The following is a 21,102-nucleotide window of genomic DNA, read 5'->3' on the forward strand; positions in this document are numbered from 1 at the left end:
CCATGCGAATGAAGGCCGCCGTACTGTTCGAGGCGGGACAGCCGCTCTCGATCGAGGAGGTCGCGGTGTCCGCGCCCGGCCCTCGCGAAGTATTGATCCGCACGGCTGCCGTCGGCGTCTGTCGATCCGATCTGCATTTCGTCGACGGCGCCTTTCCCCATCCGGTACCGACCATTCCCGGCCATGAGGCGGCCGGGGTGGTGGAGGCGGTGGGCAGCGACGTCACGCGGCTGCGACCGGGTGACCATGTCGTCACCTTCCTCACCGCCTTTTGCGGATCGTGCGAGCTTTGCATCAGCGGCAGGCCGTCGCTTTGCGTCGATCCGTCGACGCGGCGGCCGTCCGACGCCGAGCCGCGACTGCGGCTGTCGGGCGGGGAGGCGCTGGCGCCGTTCCTCAACCTTTCCGCCTTCGCCGAGGCGATGCTGGTCCACGAAAATGCCTGTGTGGCGATCGACCCGGCCATGCCGCTTGATCGCGCCGCGCTGCTCGGTTGTGCGGTGATTACCGGCGCCGGTGCGGTCTTCAACGAAAGCCGGGTGCGGCCGGGCGAGGCGGTCGCGGTGATCGGCGCGGGCGGCATCGGGCTGGCGGCGGTCAATGCCGCAAAGATTGCGTCGGCGGGCCAGATCATCGTGATCGATCCGGTGGAGGACAAGCGCGGGCTTGCGATGCGGATGGGGGCGACGCACGCTTTCGATCCCGGCGCGCCCGATCTCGTCAAACAGGTGATGGCGCTGACCGGCGGCGGCGTTCACTATGCGATCGAAGCCGTGGGGCGACCCGCTACGGCCGAACTCGCCTGGCAATTGCTCCGGCGCGGTGGCACCGCCACGATCCTCGGCATGATCGCCCCGGGCCAGAGCGTAAGCCTGCCCGGGCCGAGCTTCCTGAGCGGCAAGAAAATTCAGGGCTCGTTGCTCGGCGGCACGCGATTCCCGATCGACCTGCCACGGCTGGTGCGGCTTTATCTCGACGGCGTGCTCGACCTCGAGACGATTGTCGCCGAGCGCATCCGGCTGCCGCAGGTCAACGACGCGCTCGAGAAGCTGCGTCAGGGCAACAGCGCGCGATCGGTGATCGAATTTCCATGAGCGATCTGGATGAAGCCCGACTGAGCGCGTGGCTGGCGGCAAATGTCGCCGGTTTCGAGGCGCCGTTCGCGGTGACGAAATTCCCCGGCGGACAGAGCAACCCGACCTATCGGATCGATGCCGCTAGCGGCGCCTATGTGCTGCGGCGGAAGCCGTTCGGGCCGATCCTGCCATCGGCGCACGCGGTGGACCGTGAGCACCGGCTGATCGCCGCGCTCCATCCCACGGGCTTTCCCGTGCCGGCGCCGCTCGGCCTTTGCGACGATGAAGCCGTGATCGGCGCGCCCTTCTACGTGATGGCGATGGTGCAGGGGCGGACATTCTGGGACGGCGCGCTGCCGGGCATGTCCCGCGGCGATCGCGCGGCAATCTATGCAGCGATGACCGACACGTTGGCGGCGCTCCACAATGTCGACGTCGCGACAGTGGGTCTTGGCTATTACGGGCGGCCCGGCAATTATTTCGCGCGGCAGGTGGAGCGCTGGACGCGGCAATATCGCGCTAGTCAGACCGACGAGATTCCCGAAATCGAGCGGCTGATCGCGTTCCTGCCGGCGACGGTGCCGCCGCAGAGCCGCACCGGCATCGTTCATGGCGACTATCGCATCGACAACATGATCTTCGCAGCCGATGCCCCGCGCGTCCTCGCCGTGCTCGACTGGGAGCTGTCCACGCTTGGCGATCCGCTTGCCGATTTTTCCTATTATCTGATGAGCTGGGTGATGCCGCCCGAGGCGCGCGCGGGCGTGATGGGCCTGGCAGGCGCGGAGACCGGCATCCCGACGATCGAAGCGGTCGTCGCGCGATATTGTGCGGCGACGGGCAGGGACGGGCTGCCCGATCTCGACTGGTATTTCGCCTATAACTTCTTTCGCCTCGCCGGCATCGTCCAGGGGATCAAGAAGCGCATGATCGACGGAAATGCATCGAGCAGCGAGGCGGCAGCCACCGTCACACGATTGCCTGGCCTTGCCAGCGCGGCTTGGCAGTTCGCCGAGAAAGCAGGGGCATGACCCGGCCATCGTTCGATCTGGGCGGCAAAGTGGCGGTGGTCACGGGTGCGGCGTCCGGTATTGGCCGCGCGACCGTGTGGGCATTTGCAGCGGCGGGCGCCGCGGTCGTCGCGGCCGATCGCGCGGCCTCGGTTCATGACACGATTGCCGGCCTGACCGACGCTGTGGCAGTGGAGATGGACGCCGGCGACGAGGCCGATGTCGAACGGCTGGTGGCAACGGCGTGCGAACATTTCGGCGGGATCGACATATTCTACGCGAATGCTGGCATCTCGGGCGGCGTCGCGGGGATATTCGACGCCGATGTCGCACTTTGGGCGGAGGTATTGCGCGTCAACCTGATCGGCCCGGCGCTGGCGATCAAGCATGCGGCGCCGCGCATCGTCGATCGCGGTGGTGGTGCGATCCTGTGTACCGCAAGCGTCGCCGGATTGCGCTCTGGCGCGGGGGGCACGCCCTATTCTGCGTCGAAAGCCGGCGTCATCAACCTCGTCCAGACCGCCGCGCAGCAACTGGTCGGCACCGGCGTGCGCGTCAACGCCATCTGCCCGGGGCTGATCGAAACGGGGATGACGCAGCGCGCGTTCGATTATGCGCGCGAGCACGGCAAGGCCGATCGGCTCGGCCAGTTGAATCCGCTCCGCCGCGCTGGCGCACCGGAGGAGATTGCGCAGGTCGCGCTGTTCCTCGCGTCCGATGCCGCCAGCTATGTGAACGGGCAGGCGATCGCCGTGGACGGCGGCTTGAGCAGCAGCCATCCGGTCACGCGCCAGACGTTCGGGCGGCCGGCCGTCTGATCGCCGTGACGGCCGGGCCCGCCGTGGCGCGCCCGGCCGTTGCCGCGTGGCTTTTTCAGCGGACGCCGGTTTCCGCAAGTGCGGCCAGCAGGGCAGATGCGGCGGCTTCGGACGATGCCGGGTTCTGGCCGGTGATGAGGTTACCGTCGGTGAGCACGAACGAAGCCCAGTCATCGCCGTGCTGATAGTCGCCGCCCGCCGCCTTCAGCATGTCTTCGACGAGGAACGGGACGACATCGGTGAGTTCGACCGCCGCCTCTTCGCTACTGGTAAAGCCGGTGACGCGGCGGCCCTTGACCAGCGGCTCACCGTCCGCGCCCTTGACGTGGCGCAGGACTCCGGGGGCGTGGCAGACGAACGCGCTGGGCGTGCCGGCCGCAAGCGCCTTTTCGATGAGCGCGATCGAACGCGGGTCTTCAGCCAGATCCCACAACGGGCCATGTCCGCCCGGATAGAAGACCGCATCGAAGTCGGCGGGGTCGACCTCGCCGAGCGTCACGGTGTTGGCGAGCGCGTGCTGCGCTTCCTTGTCTGCCTTGAACCGATCGGTTGCGGCGGTCTGCGCATCGGGCGCGTCGCTTTTCGGGTCGAGCGGCGGCTGGCCGCCCTTCGGGCTGGCGAGCGTGATCGTCGCCCCCGCGTCGCGGAACACATAATAGGGCGCGGCAAATTCCTCTAGCCAGAAGCCGGTCTTCTTGCCGGTGTCGCCGAGCTGGTCGTGCGAGGTGAGGACCATCAGGATCTTCATGGTGGGATTTCTCTTTTGAGCTGGGTTTCAGATGGGGTGCCGCAAGTGAAGTTGCACGGGCGCGAAGGTCTAACGTCCGCGGACGCGCCTGGTTCGATCGCTACTCGCACTCGATATGCTTTTTGGCTTTCAACGCTCAGGTGACTTTGTTAGCGCTACCTGAAATCGGGCCGCGGCATCGCCGCAACGGACAAGAAAAAGGGGGAGAGAGCGATGCATCCACGAATCCTGATCGGTGTAGCCGCCGCTGCGCTCGCGCTGACGAACCCGATGGTTGCGGCCGCCCAGGCGATCCCCGCGCGGACGGTGCGCATCGATGTCTCCAGTCCCAAGGGACCGGTCGACCGCTTCTTCGATCTCTCGATCGGCTCCGACTATCCCGGCACGCTGATCCGGCCGGACAGCCAGGCCCAGCTGGCGCTTGCGGTACCCGAGCTCGGCTTCCGCTACATCCGCTTTCACGCGATCTTCCATGATGTGCTGAAAACCGTGCAGCAGCGCGAGGGCAAGATCGTCTATGACTGGTCGGGGATCGACAAGCTCTACGACGATCTGCTCGCCAAGAAGATCAAGCCTTTCGTCGAACTCGGCTTCACGCCCGAGGCGCTCAAGACGTCGGACAACAGCATCTTCTATTGGAAGGGCAACACGTCGCACCCCCGGCTCGACGGCTGGCGTGATCTGATCGATGCGTTCACGCGCCATCTGATCGATCGCTATGGCGCGGAAGAGGTGCGTAGCTGGTTTTTCGAGGTCTGGAACGAGCCCAATCTCGACGGCTTTTGGGAAAAGGCCGATCAGAAGGCCTATTTCGATCTGTACGACGTGACCGCGCGCGCGATCAAGGCGGTCGATCCGGCGCTGCGGGTCGGTGGTCCCTCCACGGCGGGCGCCGCCTGGGTGCCCGAATTCCTGTCCCACGTCGCCGCTGCTGGCGTGCCGGTCGATTTCGTGACTACCCATACGTACGGCGTCGATGGCGGCTTCCTGGACGAGGAGGGGAAGGGGGATACGAAGTTGTCGCCTTCGCAGGATGCGATCATCGGTGACGTTCGCAAGGTTCGCCAGGAGATCGCCGCATCGGCTTTCCCCGATCTGCCGATGTATTTCACCGAATGGAGCACCAGCTACACGCCGCGCGACCCGGTCCACGACAGCTATGTCAGCGCACCCTATATCCTCACCAAGCTCAAGGGCGTGCAGGGCATGGTACAGGGCATGAGCTACTGGACTTATACCGACCTGTTCGAGGAGCCCGGCCCGCCGACCGCGCCGTTCCAGGGCGGTTTCGGCCTGATGAACCCCGAAGGAATCCGCAAGCCGGCCTGGTTCGCGTATAAATATCTGAACGCGCTGCGCGGCGATGCGATCGAGACCGGCGACCGTTATAGCTGGGCGGCGAACGATCAGGGCCATGTCAGCGCGGTCGTGTGGGACTGGCACCAGCCCGAGCAGAAGCTGAGCAACCGGCCCTTCTACACGCGCCTCGTGCCCGCGAAGCCCGAAGCGCCGGCCTTGGTCGATTTTGCCGGTCTGAAGCGCGGTGCGTATCGGCTGCGCGTCTATCGCACCGGCTTTCGCCATAACGATGCCTATTCGGCCTATATCGACATGGGGCTGCCGAAATCGCTGACATCGGCGCAGGTCGATGCGCTTCAGGCGCTGACCCGTGACACGCCGGAGGTCGACAAGACTGTCACGATCGGCGCATCGGGCGCATTGCAGTATCGCCTGCCGCTCGCCACCAACGATATCGCGCTGGTGACGCTCGATCCGGCCAAGTAGGGGCTGCGGCTCGCCAAAGGTCGACGAAAAGACTTGCCTCGTCGGCCGCAGGTCGACACGACGAGCGGTGGGGGAGTAGCAGGTGAGCGAGGGTATCTGGTCGAGCGTTACACGGGCGTTCGGCGACATGCTGGGCGCGCATGGGCCAGCAACGTCCGCAACTGCGACCAGCTTCGCGCCCGGCGACTACAGCATCCATTTCTTCCTTCAGCTCGCGGTGATCCTGATCGCGTGCCGGGTTGTGGGGTGGCTGGCGCAGCGCTTTCTCGCGCAGCCGCAGGTGGTGGGCGAGATGATCGCCGGCGTGGTGCTGGGGCCGTCGCTGCTCGGCCTGTTCCTGCCCGATGTGCAGGCGGCGATCTTCCCCCCAGAGACGCGCAACGTGCTCTATGTCGGTGCGCAATTCGGCGTCGGGCTCTACATGTTCCTGGTCGGCACGACGCTGGAGATCGATCATTTTCGCGCCAAGGTGCGCAGTGCGATGGCGGTCTCCGCCGCCGGCATCGTCGTACCGTTCCTGCTCGCGATCGTCGTCGCGCCGCTGCTGATGCGCGTGCCGGGGCTGTTCGCGGCGGACATCAGCCGCTTTAATGCCATGTTGTTCCTCGGCGCGTGCATCGCCCTCACGGCATTTCCGATGCTCGCCCGCATCATCAACGAGCGCGGGCTCGCCAAATCGCCGCTGGGCACGCTGTCGCTCACCGCCGGCGCGTTCGACGATGCGTGTTCGTGGTGCGTGCTGGCGATCGTGCTGGCGACCTTCGGCGCCGGGCCGGGCATCGCGATCCTGGCGATCGGCGGTGGGCTTGCCTATGCCGTGCTGCTGATGCTCGCGGGTCGAAGGCTGCTCGCGCCACTGGGGGCGGTCGTCGAACGGGCCGGCGAGATGAGCATGGGTGTGCTGGCTATCACGATGGCGCTGTTCTGCGCATCCGCGTTCTTCATGGACGCGATCGGCATCCACGCGATCTTCGGCGGCTTCATCCTCGGCGCCGTGATGCCGCGCGGCCGCTTTGCCGCCGAGCTGAAGCGCAAGATCGAGCCGCTGACCGTGGTCGTGCTGCTGCCGATGTTCTTCACCTATTCGGGCCTCAACACGCGGATGGACATGGTCAATTCGTTGCCGTTGCTGGCGATCGCGCTTGGCATCCTGCTGGTTTCGATCCTCGCCAAGTTCGGCGCCTGCTGGGCGGCGGCGCGGCTGTCGGGCGAGGACAATCGCACCGCGCTGGGCATCGGCGCGCTGATGAATTCGCGCGGGCTGATGGAGCTGATCATCATCAATATCGGCCTGCAAAAGGGGATCATCGGGCCGACATTGTTCGCGATGCTCGTTTTGATGGCGATCGTGACGACGGTGATGGCAACGCCGCTGTTCGAGCTGGTCTATGGCCGCGCGGCGCGGCGGCGGGGCGAGATCGGCGCGGTCGTCCGCAGCGACGACGCCGAACTCGCCTGAGGCTCAGCCGCCGAGCAGCGCCGCAAGGTCGATCAGCGCGCGCGGCGCCGATACGCCGGGCGAGGTGCCGATATAGCGCGGCACCCAATCGGGGGCGAACTTCGCCTTGAACGCGCGCAGCCCCGAAAAGCCGTAGAGCCGTTCGCCATGCCCATAGACCGCAGCCCCCAGCCGCGACCATATGGGCGCCAGCGGGCCGGGCTTCAGCCCCGATAGCGGCGCCATGCCCAGATTGAACCGCTCAAAGCCCTGCGCCGCGCCATATTGCATCAGTCGCACGAACAGCAGGTCCATCGCGCCATAGGGCGTGTCGGGCAGGTGGCGCATCAGATCGACTGACAGTTCCTCGCGGTTCGGCGTCGCCCAGAGGTTGGCGAAGGCGACGATCGCGCCGTCGAGCCGCAGCACCGCGCAGTCGAAGCGGGTGATGTAGTCGGTCTCGAAACGCCCGAGGCTGAACGACTTCTCCGCGCCGACCTTGCCGCGGAGCCACGCATCCGAGACGCGGCGCAGATCGGGCAGCATCGCCAGCACTTCGGCCGCGGGAATCACGTCGAAGGCCAGCCCGGCGGCACTTGCCTTGTTGGTCGAATGGCGCAGCGACTTGTACGTCGCGCCTTTCAGATCATAGCCTTGGCGCAGATCGATCAGCGCTTCCTCGCCATATTTCATCGGCTGGAGCCCCAGTTCGACCACCAGCGGCAGCATCGCCACGCTCACTTGGTAGAGGCACAGCCGGCCATGGGCAGCGTCGCATCGGCGGCGAAGCTCCCACAGCAGCTCGGACCATGCCGCCTCCGGCCCGACCGGATCGCCCATCACCACCCAGGTGCGCCCCTGAATCCGATACATCAGGAACGCATCGGCAGAGGCGGAGATCAGGAAATCCTTGTCGCCGGTGAAGGCTAGCATTGAATCGGCGCGGTTGGTTGCACCGATCGCGCGCTTTGCGACCGCGTCGGGCAATTGCTGGCGCTCCTGCGGACGCGGTGGCACCGACATCAGTCGCCAGAATGCCCAGCCGACCAGCAGCATTGTCGCGCCGAGCGTCGCGCGCAGGAAGCGCGGGGCATTGCCGCGCCACGCAAAGTCCCACCACAGATCATCGCTATAGGCGACATGCTTGTACGCGAAGAACCCCGCCCAGGCGCTGAGTGCCAGCGCGATCAGCGCCGCCGCCCACCACCAGCGTGCGACCGGCGCGGACCCGATCCCGGCGCTGCGATAAAAGCCGGGCCGGGCATATTGCATCAGCGCGGCGACGATGAGGAGGATGATCGCTTCCTCATAGTCCACGCCCTTGGTCAGCGAGAAGATCGCGCCCGCGATCAGCAGCGCGCGGGCGGCATGGAAACCGCTCTTCAGCCGCGCCTGCACCGCCGGCGCGATCAGCAGCAGCGCGGTACCAACGAGGCTGGCGGCGAAGTGCGACCCCTCGACGAACGGCAGCGGCAGCAGTTCGTGCAGCGGGTGCATGCGCCCATGCGCCGGCGGCAGCGCGCCCGAGACGAGCAGCACCAGCCCGCCGCCGAACACCAGCAGCGCCAGCAATGGCGGCGCGAGCGCCTGGCCGATCCGGTCCGCCACGCTGAGGCCGGCCGCGATCGGCCGACGCAGCCGCTTGCCCTCCAGTGCGACCATGATGATCCCGGCGACGAGCAACGGCAGCAGATAATAGACGAGGCGATAGATCAGCAGCGCCGCAAACAGGTCGCTGCGGCCGATCGGCACCAGCGCGAGCATCGTCGCTTCGAACACGCCGATGCCACCGGGCACATGGGTGACGAGCGCAAGAATGATCGCCACTGCATAGGCGAGGAAGAAGCTGCCGATCAGCGTCGGATCGGCATGGGGAACCAGCACGAACAGCGCGCCGGACGCGCAGGCGAGATCGAACGCCGCGACCGCGATCTGCGCCGCCATCAGCCGGGGCGCGGGCACCGGCAGCGTCGCCGAACCGATACGCAGCATGTCGCGGCCGCGCCAGCGCAGCACGAACAGCGCGGCGATCGCGGCGACGATCAGCCCGCCGGCGAAATGCTGCCACATGGGCGCGAACGAATAGCCGCCCAGCGCCAGCGGCCGTTCGCCGGCGAGCAGCGCCACCGCCGTCACCGCCAGCACGCCGCCCCAAAAGGTCGCCGAGGCGATCAGCGTCACCCGCGCGACATCGGCAACGTCCAGGCCGGCGGCCGCATAGGCGCGCAGCCGTGCGCTGCCGCCGGTCAGCAGCGACAGGCCGAGATTATGACTGACCGTATAGCTGGTGAACGACGCGAGCGCGGCCGTGCGCCAAGGCAGCGAGCGGCCGATCGTCCGCACCGCGAACCAGTCATACAGCGTGAGCGACAGATAGGAGGCGATGGTGAACGCCAGCGCGAGTGCGATCCGGCCGCCATCGATCGCCTGAAACGCCGCGCGAACGTCGGCAAGCCGAACCTCGGCCAGGATCGCGCGGATCGCCTCGAACCCCAGCCCGGCGATCGCAAGCGCGATCACCGCCAGCAGCGGGCGACGATATCGCAGCAACCATTCGCGCCAGCGCGGCGCTGCCGCCGGCGCCGCCTCTACAGGCGCGTCCATTCCTGGGACTTGCATATCCACCCCCCGAGGATGCAACCGGAAATCCGCAGCCGTGTCTGTGAGACGACGACGATGTGCGAATAGAAGCTCTTGCCCATGTCCGGCACATAGACCGTTCCGGTCCAGCGCGTATCGTTGTCCTTTCGATAGGCGCGCAGCAATTCGGTGCCGATCAGGTTGGGCACGCCCGAATCGCGAGCATCCTGAAGCGCTTCCGCCGTCGCCGCGACGATCCTGCCGCAAAGCTGCTCGCCGCACATCTCGGTACGAACCGCGATCGAGCGATGCGGGTTCTGCCAGGTGCCGAGCACCGCCTCGGCAGCCGGCGGCGGCAGGGGTTCCTGAAATGCGGGGACCGTCGCGGTGATCAGCGACAGCGACAGGGCGAGGATGTTCATCGCGTGGTGGCTTTCGAATGGCCCGTAAGCACCGGGCCGAGTTCGGAAAGGACGGTGCGAACCAGCAGGTCATGGTCCGCGCGTAGATAATGGCCACCGGGCAGCGTGATCCGGCGGACATTTGGCATGGTGAGATGCGGGCACAGGCTGTCCGGTTCCTTCGCGCCGCGGATGCACGTCACCGGCAGCCAGTCGAGCGCTTTGGCTTCGGCCGCGTCGGCATCGGGTTTGCCGGTATAGGCGAAGCCGAGCGGATCGGCGCGGAAATAGGCGGTGGCGCCGGGCACCACCAGCACCAGCGCCGGGACGTGCGGGCGAAGCGCGGCGGGAAGCGAGGTCATGCCCACGCGGACCATGTCGGCGCCGAACGACTGGCCGATCACGATCACCTTGTCGGCGCCGGTGCGCGCCATCGCCTGCCGGATCGCGTCTGCGAGCATCGCATCGACGTCGGCACGGCTGCGATGGTGGACGAACGCCGTCGAGCTGGCGATCGCATAGACGGGCACGCCCGAGCCGGCGAGCGCCTTGGCGACATAGGCGCCCATGCCGTATCGCATCCCCATGTCGCCCGACATGAACACGGCGGCGACGCGCGCGCGGACACCAGGCGGCATGCCATAGAGGTGCACCGGATCGCGATCGAAGAAACCGGCGGTCCAATAGACGCCGCCGGCCGCAGCGACGAGCAGCGCGGCGAGGGTGGCCAGTGCGCGGCGCCAGTGCTGGGCAATGTTTCGCAAGCGATTCGGCATTTGCGGCCCCTGCGCCTGGATAGCTGAAGCTAACATGAAGCAATCGACGTCGTGCAACTCCGGTTGTCCAGACCGGGACAGATTTTGTCACCGGAAACCTGAACGGCCCGGTTCGTTGATCGGGCGGACACAAGGTTCGGGAGGTAATGATCGTCTGGAAACTGGTAGCATCGACATTGTGCATGGCGTGTCTCGGCACGCCGGCGGCACAGGCGCAGATGGTCGCCGATACGCGCGACTCCGCCGAAGCGGCCGGCATCGATTTCAACATCCTTCATGCGCAGGTGATCCTCGATCATCTCGGCTTCTCGCCCGGCATTCTCGACGGCCGTGCCGGCGCGTCGCTCACGGCCGCGCTCAAGGGGTTTCAGACGGCGCGCAACCTGGCGGTTACCGGCGTGATCGATCGCGCGACGCTGGCCGCGCTGCATCGCCATCGCGCGTGGCGACCCGTCGTTAAGCTGGCGGTGTCGAAGGAAGCGATGACGGGGCCGTTCGTCCGCGACATGCCCGATTCGATGGAAGCGAAGTCCAAGCTCGAAACGCTCGGCTATCGCCGGCCGCTCGAGAAGCTGGCGGAGATGTTTCACACCACGCCCGACGTGCTGGTCGCGCTCAATCCCGGTGGCGGGACGATCCGGCAGGGGGCGGTGTTCCGCTTCCCCAACGCGCTGCCCGAATCGCGCGACTATCCGGCCGATGCCAGTCCGGCGTGGCGCCGCACGCTCGCGGCGCTGAACGTCGACGCCAACCAGCCCAAGGCCGACCATATCGTCGTCGACAAGTCGGACGGCGTGCTGCGCGTCTATGGAACCGGCGACCGGCTGGTTGCCCAGTTCGGTGCGACGATGGGAAGCGAGCATGATCCGCTGCCGATCGGGCGGTGGAAGATCAACGGCGTCGATACCAATCCGAAGTTTCACTATAATCCAGACCTGTTCTGGGATGCGAAGGACAGTGACGACGCAGCGATGCTGCCGCCGGGGCCGAACGGGCCGGTGGGCGTCGTGTGGATCGACCTTTCCAAGGAGCATTACGGCATCCACGGCACGCCCGAGCCGCAGACCATCGGCCGTACCGAAAGCCACGGCTGCATCCGGCTGACCAACTGGGATGCGGTACGGCTGGCGCTGATGGTGTCGCCGGGGACGCCCGCCTTGTTTCAGGAATAGCGGGCGATGCAGCGTGGCCGACTGATCATGGTGCTGGTGGCAGCGGCGCTGATCGCGCTGATCGTCTCGCGCATCCGCATCGTCGATGGTAGCGCGCCGCCTTCGAGGCAGCCGTCCGCGGTTGCATCGCCGGCGAGGCCTGCCGCGCTGCTGGTCCCGGTGCGCGGCGTGCCTCGAACGGCGCTGCGCAGCAATTGGGGCGAGCCGCGCGATGCGGGGGCGCGGCCGCATCACGGGATCGACATCCTTGCGCCGCGCGGCACGCCGGTGCTGGCGGCGGCTGCCGGCACGATCGAGAAGCGCTTCGAGAGCGAGGATGGCGGCCACACGCTGTATATCCGCCGGCGCGATCCGAGCCGGATCGACTATTATGCCCATCTCGACCGCATCGACGTGGCCGAGGGCCAGCAGGTCAATGCCGGCGATCCGATCGCGACGGTCGGCACCAGCGGCAATGCCGAGGGCGGCCCGCCGCACCTTCATTTCGAAGTCAAGGCAATGGCGCCGGGCGAGGGCTGGTGGCAGGGGCGCAACATCGATCCCTATCGCCTGCTTGCAGCAAACCGCGCCGGAAGCTAAAGGGCCGCGCTCAGCTCTTTCTCAGACAGGCACGACCCATGAAGATCAGCGGCGTGGACATTCGTCCCGGCAACATCATTGAATATGAGGGCGGCATCTGGCGCGCCGTGAAGATCCAGCATACCCAGCCCGGCAAGGGTGGCGCCTATATGCAGGTCGAACTCAAGAACCTGCGCGACGGCCGCAAGAACAATGTCCGCTTCCGCTCGGCCGAGACGGTGGAGCGCGTGCGCCTCGACACGAAGGATTTCCAGTTCCTCTATCCGGAAGGCGACATGCTCGTTTTCATGGACAAGGAAACCTATGAGCAGACCACGCTGCCGCGCGACCTGCTCGGCGACGCAGCCGCCTTCCTTCAGGACGGGATGGACGTGCTGATGGAGCTTTACGACGAGGAAGCAATCAGCGTGCAGCTGCCCGACACGATCGAAGCGACGATCGTCGAGGCCGACGCGGTGGTGAAGGGCCAGACGGCCTCGTCCTCGTACAAGCCGGCGGTGCTGGACAATGGCGTGCGCATCATGGTGCCGCCGCATATCGCATCGGGCACGCGCATCGTCGTCGACGTGTACGAGCAGACTTACGTCCGCCGCGCCGACTGATCGACGCGGCGCCCCGATGCGGGCGCGTTCAGGCGAGGGGGCGGCAGGCCTGCGTCCCCTTTGCCATCTGGTTCAGGCCCAGCAACCCCGTTCGCCGTTCGCGCGGGGGAGAGATTGATATGGCATCGCTTTCCGGCCTCCTCACCGTCATGGACCGCGCCGCGCGCAAGGCCGCGCCGCGCCTGCGCCGCGACTTCAACGAGGTCCAGCACCTCCAGGTGAGCCGCAAGGGGCCGGCCGATTTCGTCAGCATGGCCGACAAGCGCGCCGAGGAAACGGTGATCGAGGAACTGCGCAAGGCACGGCCCGACTGGCGCATCCTCGCCGAAGAAGGCGGCGAACTGCCCGGCGATCCCGACAAGCCCCGCTGGATCATCGATCCGCTCGACGGCACCAGCAACTTCCTGCACGGCATTCCGCATTTCGCGATCTCGATCGCGGTCGAGGATCCGCGGGGTGCGCAGGGCAAGCCCGAGGTGACGCACGGCCTGGTCTATCAGCCGCTCACCGACGAAAGCTTCTGGGCGGAAAAGGGCCGTGGCGCCTGGCTGCAGGACCAGCGGCTGCGCGTTTCGGCACGCCGCGACCTGACCGAGGCGCTGATCGCCACCGGCATTCCGTTCATGGGGCATGGCAATTTCGCCGAGTGGAGCCGCATCTTCGGCGCCGTCGCGCCTGAAGTCGCCGGCATTCGCCGGCTCGGCTCGGCCGCACTCGACCTCGCCTGGGTCGCCGCGGGCCGCTTCGACGGCTATTGGGAATCGGACCTGAAGCCGTGGGACGTGGCAGCCGGCGTGCTGATGGTGAAGGAGGCCGGCGGCTTCGTCACCGATTATCGCGGGCAGGATCTCTATCAGCAGCGCAACCAGTATCTTGCCGCGACCGATGGCCTTCATTCGAAGCTACACAAGCTCGTCGCGAGCTCGCTGCGCTGATGCGGGCTCCGTACTCTTACGGATCAATTAGTTAAGGGGCTTTCTCCGCCGTCGGGCGCACCGCCGTCCTATAAAGCCGTCAAGGCCACCTCGGCTCCCGGGGCGGTACGGCACGGGACGACAGACGCATGAACATGGAAGCGACGGGCCTTGGCAATGGCTCGCGGCGTGACGACGGGGAGGATGATTTCTGCTGCGCGGCGGGGGCGGTTTTGGACCGCCTCTACGCCGTGGCCGAATTCAGCCCCGATGGCATTCTCACGCGCGCCAACCAGCTCTTCCTCGATGCGATGGGCTGCGTTCTTGCGACCGTCATCGGTGAGCATCACCGCTTCTTCTGTGACAGCGACTATGCCGAGAGCGAGGCCTATGCCCGCTTCTGGCAACGCTTGCGTGCGGGCGAGACGATCGAGGAAACCGCGCGGCGCAAGGGCTGCGAGGAAAAGGATGCCTGGCTTGCCGGCCACTATGCGCCCGTTTCCGATTCCAAGGGCCAAGTGCAGAGCATCGTCTTCATCGCCCGAGACGTGCGCGGGGCACAGATCGAATCCGCGCTGAACCGTAGCGTGCTCAACGCCTTCAGCCGCGCGACGGCGATGATCGAGTTCGATCTCTCCGGCCGGGTGCTCAGCGCGAACGAGAATTTCTGCAACCTGCTCGGCTACAAGGTCGAGGAGATCGTCGGCCAGCATCATCGCATCTTCTGCACGCCGGACTATGCGCGGTCGGCCGCCTATCGCCAGTTCTGGGAGCGGCTAGGCCACGGCGAATTCGACGGCGGGCTGTACAAACGACAGGCCAAGGACGGGACCGAGCGCTGGATTCAGGCGACCTACAACCCGATCCTCGATCATCAGGGCCTGCCCGTGAAGATCGTCAAGTTCGCGATGGACGTGACGAAGCAGCAGACCGAAAGCGCCGAAGCCGCCGGCAAGCTCGCCGCGCTGGACCGTTCGACGGCGGTCGTCGAATTCGATACCAACGGCTATGTCATCGCCGCGAACGACATGTTCCTGAAGACGATGGGCTATGAGCGGAGCGACCTGATCGGCAAGCATCATCGCACCTGCTGCGATCCCGATTATGTGAAGACCGAGGACTACAACAATTTCTGGCGGGCGCTGGCGGCGGGCGAGTACCATGCCGGCGTTTTCCCTCGCCTCGCGAAGGGCGACCGCAGGGTGTGGATCCGCGCCACCTACAACCCGATTGTGGATAGCGAAGGCAAGCTGGTCAAGGTCGTCAAATACGCCCATGACATCACCGAAGACCGGATGAAGGCGGCCGATGCCGAGGGCAAGGTCGCCGCGATCAGCCGCGCCCAGGCGGTCATCGAATTCACGCCGGAGGGCTTCATCCTCGATGCCAACGACAATTTCCTGACCAGCACCGGCTATCGCCGGGAGGATGTGATCGGCAAGCATCACAAGATGTTCTGCGACGCCGATCTGGTCAATTCGCAGGAATATGCGCGTTTCTGGGTCGATCTGGCGCATGGCGAATATATCGCGGGCGATTTCCGGCGGCGGAACAAGGCGGGCGAGGAGATCTGGCTCAACGCGACCTATAATCCGATCTTCGACGGCCTCGGCAATGTCGTCAAAGTGGTGAAGTTCGCCCACGACATCACCGAGCGGAAGACCGCCGCGATTGAGGGCAGGAGCCGCGCCCAGGCGGTCGACCGCAGCCTGGCGACGATCGAGTTCAGCCTCGACGGCGAAATCCTGACCGCGAACGACAATTTCCTGTCGACGATGGGCTATTCGCTGCGCGAGATCCAGGGGCGGCATCATTCGATGTTCGTCGATCCCGCGCACCTGAAGTCGAAGGAATATGGCGATTTCTGGCGGTCGTTGAACAAGGGTGAGGGGCACTCCGGCCGCTTCCACCGCATCGGCAAATATGATCGCGACGTGTTCATCCAGGCGAGCTATTCGCCGGTGTTCGACCTTCAGGGCAATCCATCGCGCGTGATCAAATATGCCTATGACGTCACCGAACAGGTGATGCTGGAGCGCAAGATCGCCGCCAAGACGGAGGAGATGCAGGTCGTCGTCGGCCAGCTGTCGGAGGCGATCAAGGCGATCGGCGAGGGTGCGTGCAGCGCAACCGAACTGGCCACTTCCACCGAATCGGCGGCCGTCCGTGGTACGGGCGCGATCGAGAGCACGATCGAATCGATCGAATTGTTGACCGCATCGTCGAAGAAGATCTCGACCATCGTCGAGGTGATCGGCGACCTGGCCGGTCAGACGAACCTGCTCGCCTTCAACGCCGCGATCGAGGCGGCGCGCGCCGGTGAGCACGGCGTGGGCTTCTCGATCGTCGCCGAGGAGGTTCGCAAGCTCGCCGAGCGCAGCGCCTCCGCCGCTGAAGAGATTACCCGCCTGATCGGGGAATCGGGCGAGCGCGTCGCGCAGGGCACCGAACGCTCGCGCCTTGCACGTTGTGCGTTCGAGGAAATCGCCACCTGCGTCGAACAAACGGCGCAGGCGATCACCGGCATTGCCGAGTCGGTGACGGCGCAGCGTGAAACCTCCCGCCGCGTGGTGACGATGATCGGCGAACTCGCAGCGTCCACGCACGGCCACGCCTGACGATGGCGACGCTTGTCGATGAGGAGGGCGCCGCGGCCGGGCTCGGCCGCCGGACGCTCGATCTCGGCCTGCTGCGCCTTTGCGGGGTCGAACTCGCCGTCCCCGTCGACTGGGTGCGAGAGGTTGTGCCGTGTCCGGCCGAACTCGGCCCGGCATTCGGCAATCATCCGGCGCTGATCGGTTCGATCGGCGTTCGCGGCGAGGTGATTCCCGTCATCGACGTCAGCGTTCCGCTCGGCTTCGGCGATCGGCCGGGCCGGGGCGGGACGGTCGCGGTCCTGCGCCAGAACGATGCGCTGCTCGGCTTGCGGGTCGATTCGGTATCCGGCCTGCAACGCGTGAATCTTTCGTCGGTGCGCGAGCTGTTCGATTCGGCCGGTGCGGTCCGTCTCGTCGATCGCGCCTTTGTTCGCGATCAGCAACTGATCGGCGTGCTCGATCCCGCCGCGCTGTTCGCAATGCCCGGGCTGCCGCTGGTGCGGACTGCGACGCGCGTCGATGACGCGGCGCTTCTCGGCCGCGCGCGCGCCTTCGTGCTGGTGACGGTGGCGGGGGTGCAGATCGCGATCGACAGCGAGTTGGTCGAAAGCACGGCGCCGGCATCGGCGCTGGAGCGATGCCAGGTGCCGACCGCCGGCTGGACCCGCATGATCCGTTATCTCGGCCGCGACGTGCGCGTATTCGATCAACTCGCCACGCTCGGCCTCGATGGTGCGACGCCAGAGGATTCGAGCGGCCCGGTGATCGTGCTGCGCATTGCCCCGGAAAAGTTCGTCGGCTGGCACGTCGAGGCGGTTCGCAGCGTGGCGCGCATCGCCGCCGATCGGCTCGGCCCGCTGCCAGCGGGGCTGGCGGGTCGCGGCAGCCTGTTCGCCGGCGTCGCGGCTGACCCGGCAAGCGGCCAGAATCTCGTGATCGAGGCAGATGCCGTACGCAAAGACGCGGCGATCGCGGCAATGGCCGCGTTGTGCCGGCCGTCGCAGAACGGCGGCGGCAAGCCGGCCTTCCTTACACGCGGCGCGGCGACGGGCGGACGGCCCTTCCTCGTGTTCGAAACCGGCGAGCGTCTGTTGGCGGCGCCGCTGGAATCGATCCGGGAGGTGGTTCATTTCAACGGCCTATCCTCGTCCGTCACCGATGCGGAGGGGCTGTGTGGCCTCAGCGACTATCGGGGCACGACGATCTCGGTCTATGCGGTCGATCCCGGCGCGCTGGCGCCCGATACGGCGAACCTGCTGATCATCGCCCGGGACTCGGAAGGAAAGGGCGCCCGCGGATTCCTTGCCCAGCGGCTCGCCACCATCGTCAACGCCGAAGCGCGACCTGTCCCTGGGGGAAGGGCTGGCGAGGACTTCATTCCGGCGATGGTCGAAGGTAAACAGCATTCGATCCGAATTCAGTCGCTTGCCTGATATGGCTGCACCGCCGCAGCGGGCAAGCTCATCATTCTGCGAATGATTCTCACTGGTTCCAGGCCTTGCCGCACCGATGTCATCGGCCTAGAAGCCGCCCCGAGAATTCCGCAGTCGCGAGAAGAGAAGGCCATTGGTCGACCTGTCACAATATCTGCCGATCCTGTTGTTCCTCGGGGTCGCCCTGTTGCTCTCGGGCACGTTCGTGTTCCTGCCGATGCTGGTGTCGCGCCTCACCGGCACGAACAAGCCGACGCCGGAGAAGCTCACCGAATATGAGTGCGGCTTCCCCGCGTTCGAGGATTCGCGCAGCCAGTTCGACGTGCGCTTCTACCTCGTCGCGATCCTGTTCATCGTGTTCGATCTCGAAGCGGCCTTCCTCTATCCCTGGGCGGTGAGCGTCTTCACCCTGGGCTGGGCCGCCTGGATCTCGATGATGATCTTTGTCGCCGAGCTTGCGCTTGGCCTTGTCTATGCCTGGAAGAAGGGAGCCCTGGAATGGGAGTAGAGCTTTCGGCGCCGCCCCCGCCGGGAACCCTCCCGGACGTCGGCTTCCTGAACGACATCAATGCCGAGATTTCGGACAAGGGTTTCCTGGTCACCTCCACTGAGGAGCTGTTCCAGTGGGCCCGTACCGGCTCGCTCTGGTGGATGACCTTCGGCCTGGCGTGCTGCGCGGTGGAGATGATCCACGTCAACATGCCGCGCTACGACATGGAACGCTTCGGCGCCGCCCCGCGCGCGTCGCCGCGCCAGTCCGACGTGATGATCGTCGCGGGCACGCTGTGCAACAAGATGGCCCCGGCGCTGCGCCGGGTCTACGACCAAATGTCGGAACCGAAATACGTGATTTCGATGGGCAGCTGCGCCAATGGCGGCGGCTATTACCACTATAGCTACAGCGTCGTGCGCGGCTGCGATCGCGTGGTGCCCGTGGACATCTACGTCCCCGGCTGCCCGCCGACCGCCGAGGCGCTGCTCTACGGCGTGATGCAGCTGCAGCGGAAGATCCGCCGCATCGGGAGCCTGGACCGGTGAGGGCGCCGGCTCCCCGCTATGCCGCAAACGACGGCGTGATCGAGGCGGCCAAGGCCGCGCTCGGCGAGATGCTGGTCGAGGCGAAGGACGCCGTAGGCGAGGTGTCGCTCACCGTCGTCCGCGAGAAGCTGTGCGACGCGATGATCGCGCTGCGCGACACGCCGGGCCTGGAATATCAGCAGCTCAGCGAGATCGCCGGTGTCGACTATCCGCAGCGCGCGGAGCGTTTCGACGTCGTCTACCAGCTGCTCTCGTTCACCCGGAACCACCGTATCCGCGTCCGCGTCACCACCGACGAGGAAAAGCCGGTGCCGAGCGTGACCGACATCTGGCCGGTCGCCGGCTGGCTCGAGCGCGAGACGTACGACATGTACGGCGTGCTGTTCGAGGGCAACACCGATCTCCGCCGCATCCTGACCGATTACGGTTTTCAGGGGCATCCGCTGCGCAAGGATTTCCCGATGACCGGGTATGTCGAGGTGCGCTACTCGGAAGAGGCGAAGCGCGTGGTCTATGAGCCGGTCAGCCTGGCGCAGGACTTCCGCAACTTCGACTTCATGAGCCCGTGGGAAGGTGCCAAGTATGTTCTCCCCGGCGACGAGAAGGCGCCCGGGCCCGGTCCGGCAGATACGCCGCAGGCCAAGCCGGTGACGCCGCCGGCGGGCAATCCGCCTGCCGTTCCCGAAGCGAAGGGCGCGCCGACTCCGGCGACTGCGGACGAGATCGTCAAGGCTGGTGCCAAGGCGAACAAGGATGTGTCGCCGCACGCCAAGGATGCGAAGACCGTCGACGGTCCGTCGCAGACCGGCGCTGGCCAACCGCATCCGGGCAACCAGCCCGGCGAAAAGCCCAAGGATCCGGACGTGAACCCCACCAAGGGTGAGGGGCAGAACCAATGACCGATACCGTCGAGAAGATCATGGATCGTGGCGTCGACCCGGCGACGGGCGATACCTCGATCGCGAACTACACGATCAACTTCGGCCCGCAGCATCCCGCGGCGCACGGCGTGCTCCGTCTCGTCACCGAACTGGACGGCGAGATCATCGAGCGCATCGATCCGCATGTCGGCCTGCTCCACCGCGGCACCGAAAAACTGATCGAGTACAAGACCTATACCCAGGCGCTGCCGTATTTCGATCGCTTCGATTACTGCTCGCCGCTGGCGATGGAGCACAGCTATGTGCTCGCGGTCGAGAAGCTGCTCGATCTCGAGGTGCCGCTGCGCGGCCAGTATCTGCGCGTGCTGTTCGCCGAGCTGACCCGCATCTGCAACCACATGCTGAACCTGGGCAGCCACGTGATGGACGTCGGCGCGATGACGCCGAACCTGTGGATGTTCGAGATCCGCGAGGACTGCCTGAACTTCTTCGAGCGGGCTTCGGGTGCGCGCATGCACTCGAACTATTACCGCGTCGGCGGGGTTCGCCAGGACGTTCCGGTCAAGCTGCTGAACGATATCGCGGAATGGCTCGACACGCGCCTGCCGCGGCTGTTCGGCGACGCGATCAGCCTGGTCGCCGAGAACCGCATCTTCAAGCAGCGCAACGTCGATATCGCGACGGTGAGCCGCGAGGACGCGATCAAGTGGGGCTTCTCCGGCCCGATGATCCGCGCCGCCGGCATCCCCTGGGATATCCGCCGTTCGCAGCCCTATGACGTGTACGACCGCGTCGACTTCGAGATTCCCGTCGGCACCCGCGGCGATTGCTATGATCGCTTCATGGTCCGCGTCGAGGAAGTCTACCAGTCGGCCCGCATCATCAAGCAGTGCATCCAGGACATGCCGGAAGGCCCGGTCCTGACGCTCGACCGCAAGGTCGGTGCGCCGAAGCGCGGCGAGATGAAGCAGTCGATGGAAGCGCTGATCCATCACTTCAAGCTCTTCACCGAAGGCTATCACGTGCCGGCGGGCGAAGTGTATGTCGCGACCGAGAGCCCCAAGGGCGAATTCGGCGTGTATCTGGTGTCCGACGGCACCAACAAACCCTATCGCTGCAAGGTGCGCCCGACCGCGTTCAGCCACCTGCAGGCGATGGACTTCATGTCCAAGGGGCACATGCTGGCGGACATCACCGCCATCCTTGGCGCGATGGATATCGTGTTCGGGGAGTGCGACCGTTGAGCACGGATCG

Annotated in this window: 19 protein-coding genes; 15 read left to right on the forward strand and 4 right to left on the reverse strand. The window is 66.1% G+C overall.

Features of this window, described 5'->3' with window-relative positions; genetic code table 11:
* The first annotated feature begins 8 nt into the window (after positions 1-8).
* The 3 genes from ACX40Y_RS13720 to ACX40Y_RS13730 are packed head-to-tail and all read left to right on the forward strand — an operon-like array spanning position 9 to position 2,904.
* Positions 9-1,094: a Zn-dependent alcohol dehydrogenase gene (locus ACX40Y_RS13720; protein WP_459120175.1), complete on the forward strand. Its 1,086-nt coding sequence runs from the start codon at positions 9-11 to the stop codon at positions 1,092-1,094.
* On the forward strand, positions 1,091-2,107 hold the full coding sequence (locus tag ACX40Y_RS13725; RefSeq protein ID WP_459120128.1) for a phosphotransferase family protein: 1,017 nt from the start codon (positions 1,091-1,093) through the stop codon (positions 2,105-2,107). The genes ACX40Y_RS13720 and ACX40Y_RS13725 overlap by 4 nt, the downstream gene beginning before the upstream one ends.
* Positions 2,104-2,904 (forward strand): SDR family NAD(P)-dependent oxidoreductase, encoded by an 801-nt coding sequence (locus ACX40Y_RS13730; protein ID WP_459120129.1) that lies wholly within the window; start codon positions 2,104-2,106, stop codon positions 2,902-2,904. Before ACX40Y_RS13725 ends, ACX40Y_RS13730 begins: the two co-directional genes overlap by 4 nt.
* Before the next feature lie 55 nt (positions 2,905-2,959).
* On the opposite strand, the gene ACX40Y_RS13735 is transcribed toward ACX40Y_RS13730, so the two are convergent.
* Complete coding sequence (locus ACX40Y_RS13735) at positions 2,960-3,652, reverse strand: type 1 glutamine amidotransferase domain-containing protein (RefSeq protein WP_459120130.1); 693 nt, start codon at positions 3,650-3,652, stop codon at positions 2,960-2,962.
* A gap of 213 nt (positions 3,653-3,865) precedes the next feature.
* Between ACX40Y_RS13735 and ACX40Y_RS13740 the strand changes: the two genes are divergently transcribed.
* Both ACX40Y_RS13740 and ACX40Y_RS13745 read left to right on the forward strand, forming a co-directional pair.
* Positions 3,866-5,437, forward strand: a complete 1,572-nt coding sequence (locus tag ACX40Y_RS13740; RefSeq protein WP_459120131.1) for a GH39 family glycosyl hydrolase — start codon at positions 3,866-3,868, stop codon at positions 5,435-5,437.
* A 127-nt stretch (positions 5,438-5,564) separates the two neighbouring features.
* Positions 5,565-6,896 (forward strand): cation:proton antiporter, encoded by a 1,332-nt coding sequence (locus tag ACX40Y_RS13745; protein WP_459120176.1) that lies wholly within the window; start codon positions 5,565-5,567, stop codon positions 6,894-6,896.
* A 3-nt stretch (positions 6,897-6,899) separates the two neighbouring features.
* Here the strand turns inward: ACX40Y_RS13745 and mprF are convergent, their stop codons facing one another.
* Genes mprF through ACX40Y_RS13760 form a run of 3 tightly spaced genes read right to left on the reverse strand, consistent with a single transcriptional unit; the run spans position 6,900 to position 10,632 of the window.
* The gene (mprF, locus tag ACX40Y_RS13750) at positions 6,900-9,479 is read right to left on the reverse strand and encodes a bifunctional lysylphosphatidylglycerol flippase/synthetase MprF (protein ID WP_459120132.1); all 2,580 of its coding nucleotides are present in this window, start codon (positions 9,477-9,479) and stop codon (positions 6,900-6,902) included.
* Positions 9,464-9,877, reverse strand: coding sequence for a DUF2147 domain-containing protein (locus tag ACX40Y_RS13755; protein ID WP_459120133.1), 414 nt, complete (start codon positions 9,875-9,877; stop codon positions 9,464-9,466). The genes mprF and ACX40Y_RS13755 overlap by 16 nt, the downstream gene beginning before the upstream one ends.
* The gene (locus ACX40Y_RS13760) at positions 9,874-10,632 is read right to left on the reverse strand and encodes an AcvB/VirJ family lysyl-phosphatidylglycerol hydrolase (RefSeq protein WP_459120134.1); all 759 of its coding nucleotides are present in this window, start codon (positions 10,630-10,632) and stop codon (positions 9,874-9,876) included. Before ACX40Y_RS13760 ends, ACX40Y_RS13755 begins: the two co-directional genes overlap by 4 nt.
* A 146-nt stretch (positions 10,633-10,778) precedes the next feature.
* Between ACX40Y_RS13760 and ACX40Y_RS13765 the strand changes: the two genes are divergently transcribed.
* The 10 genes from ACX40Y_RS13765 to ACX40Y_RS13810 all read left to right on the forward strand — a co-directional run bounded on the left by ACX40Y_RS13765 (position 10,779) and on the right by ACX40Y_RS13810 (position 21,092).
* Complete coding sequence (locus ACX40Y_RS13765) at positions 10,779-11,804, forward strand: L,D-transpeptidase family protein (RefSeq protein ID WP_459120135.1); 1,026 nt, start codon at positions 10,779-10,781, stop codon at positions 11,802-11,804.
* Between the two features lie 6 nt (positions 11,805-11,810).
* Positions 11,811-12,383: a M23 family metallopeptidase gene (locus tag ACX40Y_RS13770; protein WP_459120136.1), complete on the forward strand. Its 573-nt coding sequence runs from the start codon at positions 11,811-11,813 to the stop codon at positions 12,381-12,383.
* A 38-nt stretch (positions 12,384-12,421) separates the two neighbouring features.
* Positions 12,422-12,985 (forward strand): elongation factor P, encoded by a 564-nt coding sequence (gene efp, locus ACX40Y_RS13775; RefSeq protein ID WP_459120137.1) that lies wholly within the window; start codon positions 12,422-12,424, stop codon positions 12,983-12,985.
* 119 nt (positions 12,986-13,104) lie between these two features.
* Positions 13,105-13,920, forward strand: a complete 816-nt coding sequence (locus ACX40Y_RS13780; RefSeq protein WP_459120138.1) for an inositol monophosphatase family protein — start codon at positions 13,105-13,107, stop codon at positions 13,918-13,920.
* A gap of 128 nt (positions 13,921-14,048) precedes the next feature.
* Positions 14,049-16,517, forward strand: a complete 2,469-nt coding sequence (locus tag ACX40Y_RS13785; RefSeq protein WP_459120139.1) for a methyl-accepting chemotaxis protein — start codon at positions 14,049-14,051, stop codon at positions 16,515-16,517.
* A 2-nt stretch (positions 16,518-16,519) separates the two neighbouring features.
* Complete coding sequence (locus ACX40Y_RS13790; protein WP_459120140.1) at positions 16,520-17,929, forward strand: chemotaxis protein CheW; 1,410 nt, start codon at positions 16,520-16,522, stop codon at positions 17,927-17,929.
* Between the two features lie 133 nt (positions 17,930-18,062).
* Positions 18,063-18,437 (forward strand): NADH-quinone oxidoreductase subunit A, encoded by a 375-nt coding sequence (gene ndhC / locus ACX40Y_RS13795; protein WP_459120141.1) that lies wholly within the window; start codon positions 18,063-18,065, stop codon positions 18,435-18,437.
* Positions 18,428-18,967 carry a NuoB/complex I 20 kDa subunit family protein gene (locus ACX40Y_RS13800; RefSeq protein WP_019367962.1) on the forward strand — a complete coding sequence of 180 codons (540 nt, stop codon included), beginning with the start codon at positions 18,428-18,430 and terminating at the stop codon, positions 18,965-18,967. Before ndhC ends, ACX40Y_RS13800 begins: the two co-directional genes overlap by 10 nt.
* Complete coding sequence (locus ACX40Y_RS13805) at positions 18,964-19,866, forward strand: NADH-quinone oxidoreductase subunit C (protein ID WP_459120142.1); 903 nt, start codon at positions 18,964-18,966, stop codon at positions 19,864-19,866. Before ACX40Y_RS13800 ends, ACX40Y_RS13805 begins: the two co-directional genes overlap by 4 nt.
* Complete coding sequence (locus ACX40Y_RS13810; protein ID WP_459120143.1) at positions 19,863-21,092, forward strand: NADH-quinone oxidoreductase subunit D; 1,230 nt, start codon at positions 19,863-19,865, stop codon at positions 21,090-21,092. The genes ACX40Y_RS13805 and ACX40Y_RS13810 overlap by 4 nt, the downstream gene beginning before the upstream one ends.
* The last annotated feature ends 10 nt before the right edge of the window (positions 21,093-21,102 follow it).

Source organism: Sphingomonas sp. RS6, assembly GCF_054489705.1.

Coding starts and splice junctions, on each gene's coding strand:
- ACX40Y_RS13760 (WP_459120134.1), bottom strand. CDS start 10,632: ATGCCGAATCGCTTGCGAAACATTGCCCAGCACTGGCGCCGCGCACTG.
- ACX40Y_RS13770 (WP_459120136.1), top strand. CDS start 11,811: ATGCAGCGTGGCCGACTGATCATGGTGCTGGTGGCAGCGGCGCTGATC.
- efp (WP_459120137.1), top strand. CDS start 12,422: ATGAAGATCAGCGGCGTGGACATTCGTCCCGGCAACATCATTGAATAT.
- ACX40Y_RS13730 (WP_459120129.1), top strand. CDS start 2,104: ATGACCCGGCCATCGTTCGATCTGGGCGGCAAAGTGGCGGTGGTCACG.
- ACX40Y_RS13780 (WP_459120138.1), top strand. CDS start 13,105: ATGGCATCGCTTTCCGGCCTCCTCACCGTCATGGACCGCGCCGCGCGC.
- ACX40Y_RS13745 (WP_459120176.1), top strand. CDS start 5,565: ATGCTGGGCGCGCATGGGCCAGCAACGTCCGCAACTGCGACCAGCTTC.
- ACX40Y_RS13740 (WP_459120131.1), top strand. CDS start 3,866: ATGCATCCACGAATCCTGATCGGTGTAGCCGCCGCTGCGCTCGCGCTG.
- ACX40Y_RS13800 (WP_019367962.1), top strand. CDS start 18,428: ATGGGAGTAGAGCTTTCGGCGCCGCCCCCGCCGGGAACCCTCCCGGAC.
- ACX40Y_RS13785 (WP_459120139.1), top strand. CDS start 14,049: ATGAACATGGAAGCGACGGGCCTTGGCAATGGCTCGCGGCGTGACGAC.
- mprF (WP_459120132.1), bottom strand. CDS start 9,479: ATGGACGCGCCTGTAGAGGCGGCGCCGGCGGCAGCGCCGCGCTGGCGC.
- ACX40Y_RS13790 (WP_459120140.1), top strand. CDS start 16,520: ATGGCGACGCTTGTCGATGAGGAGGGCGCCGCGGCCGGGCTCGGCCGC.
- ACX40Y_RS13720 (WP_459120175.1), top strand. CDS start 9: ATGAAGGCCGCCGTACTGTTCGAGGCGGGACAGCCGCTCTCGATCGAG.
- ACX40Y_RS13810 (WP_459120143.1), top strand. CDS start 19,863: ATGACCGATACCGTCGAGAAGATCATGGATCGTGGCGTCGACCCGGCG.
- ACX40Y_RS13765 (WP_459120135.1), top strand. CDS start 10,779: ATGATCGTCTGGAAACTGGTAGCATCGACATTGTGCATGGCGTGTCTC.
- ACX40Y_RS13735 (WP_459120130.1), bottom strand. CDS start 3,652: ATGAAGATCCTGATGGTCCTCACCTCGCACGACCAGCTCGGCGACACC.
- ACX40Y_RS13725 (WP_459120128.1), top strand. CDS start 1,091: ATGAGCGATCTGGATGAAGCCCGACTGAGCGCGTGGCTGGCGGCAAAT.
- ACX40Y_RS13755 (WP_459120133.1), bottom strand. CDS start 9,877: ATGAACATCCTCGCCCTGTCGCTGTCGCTGATCACCGCGACGGTCCCC.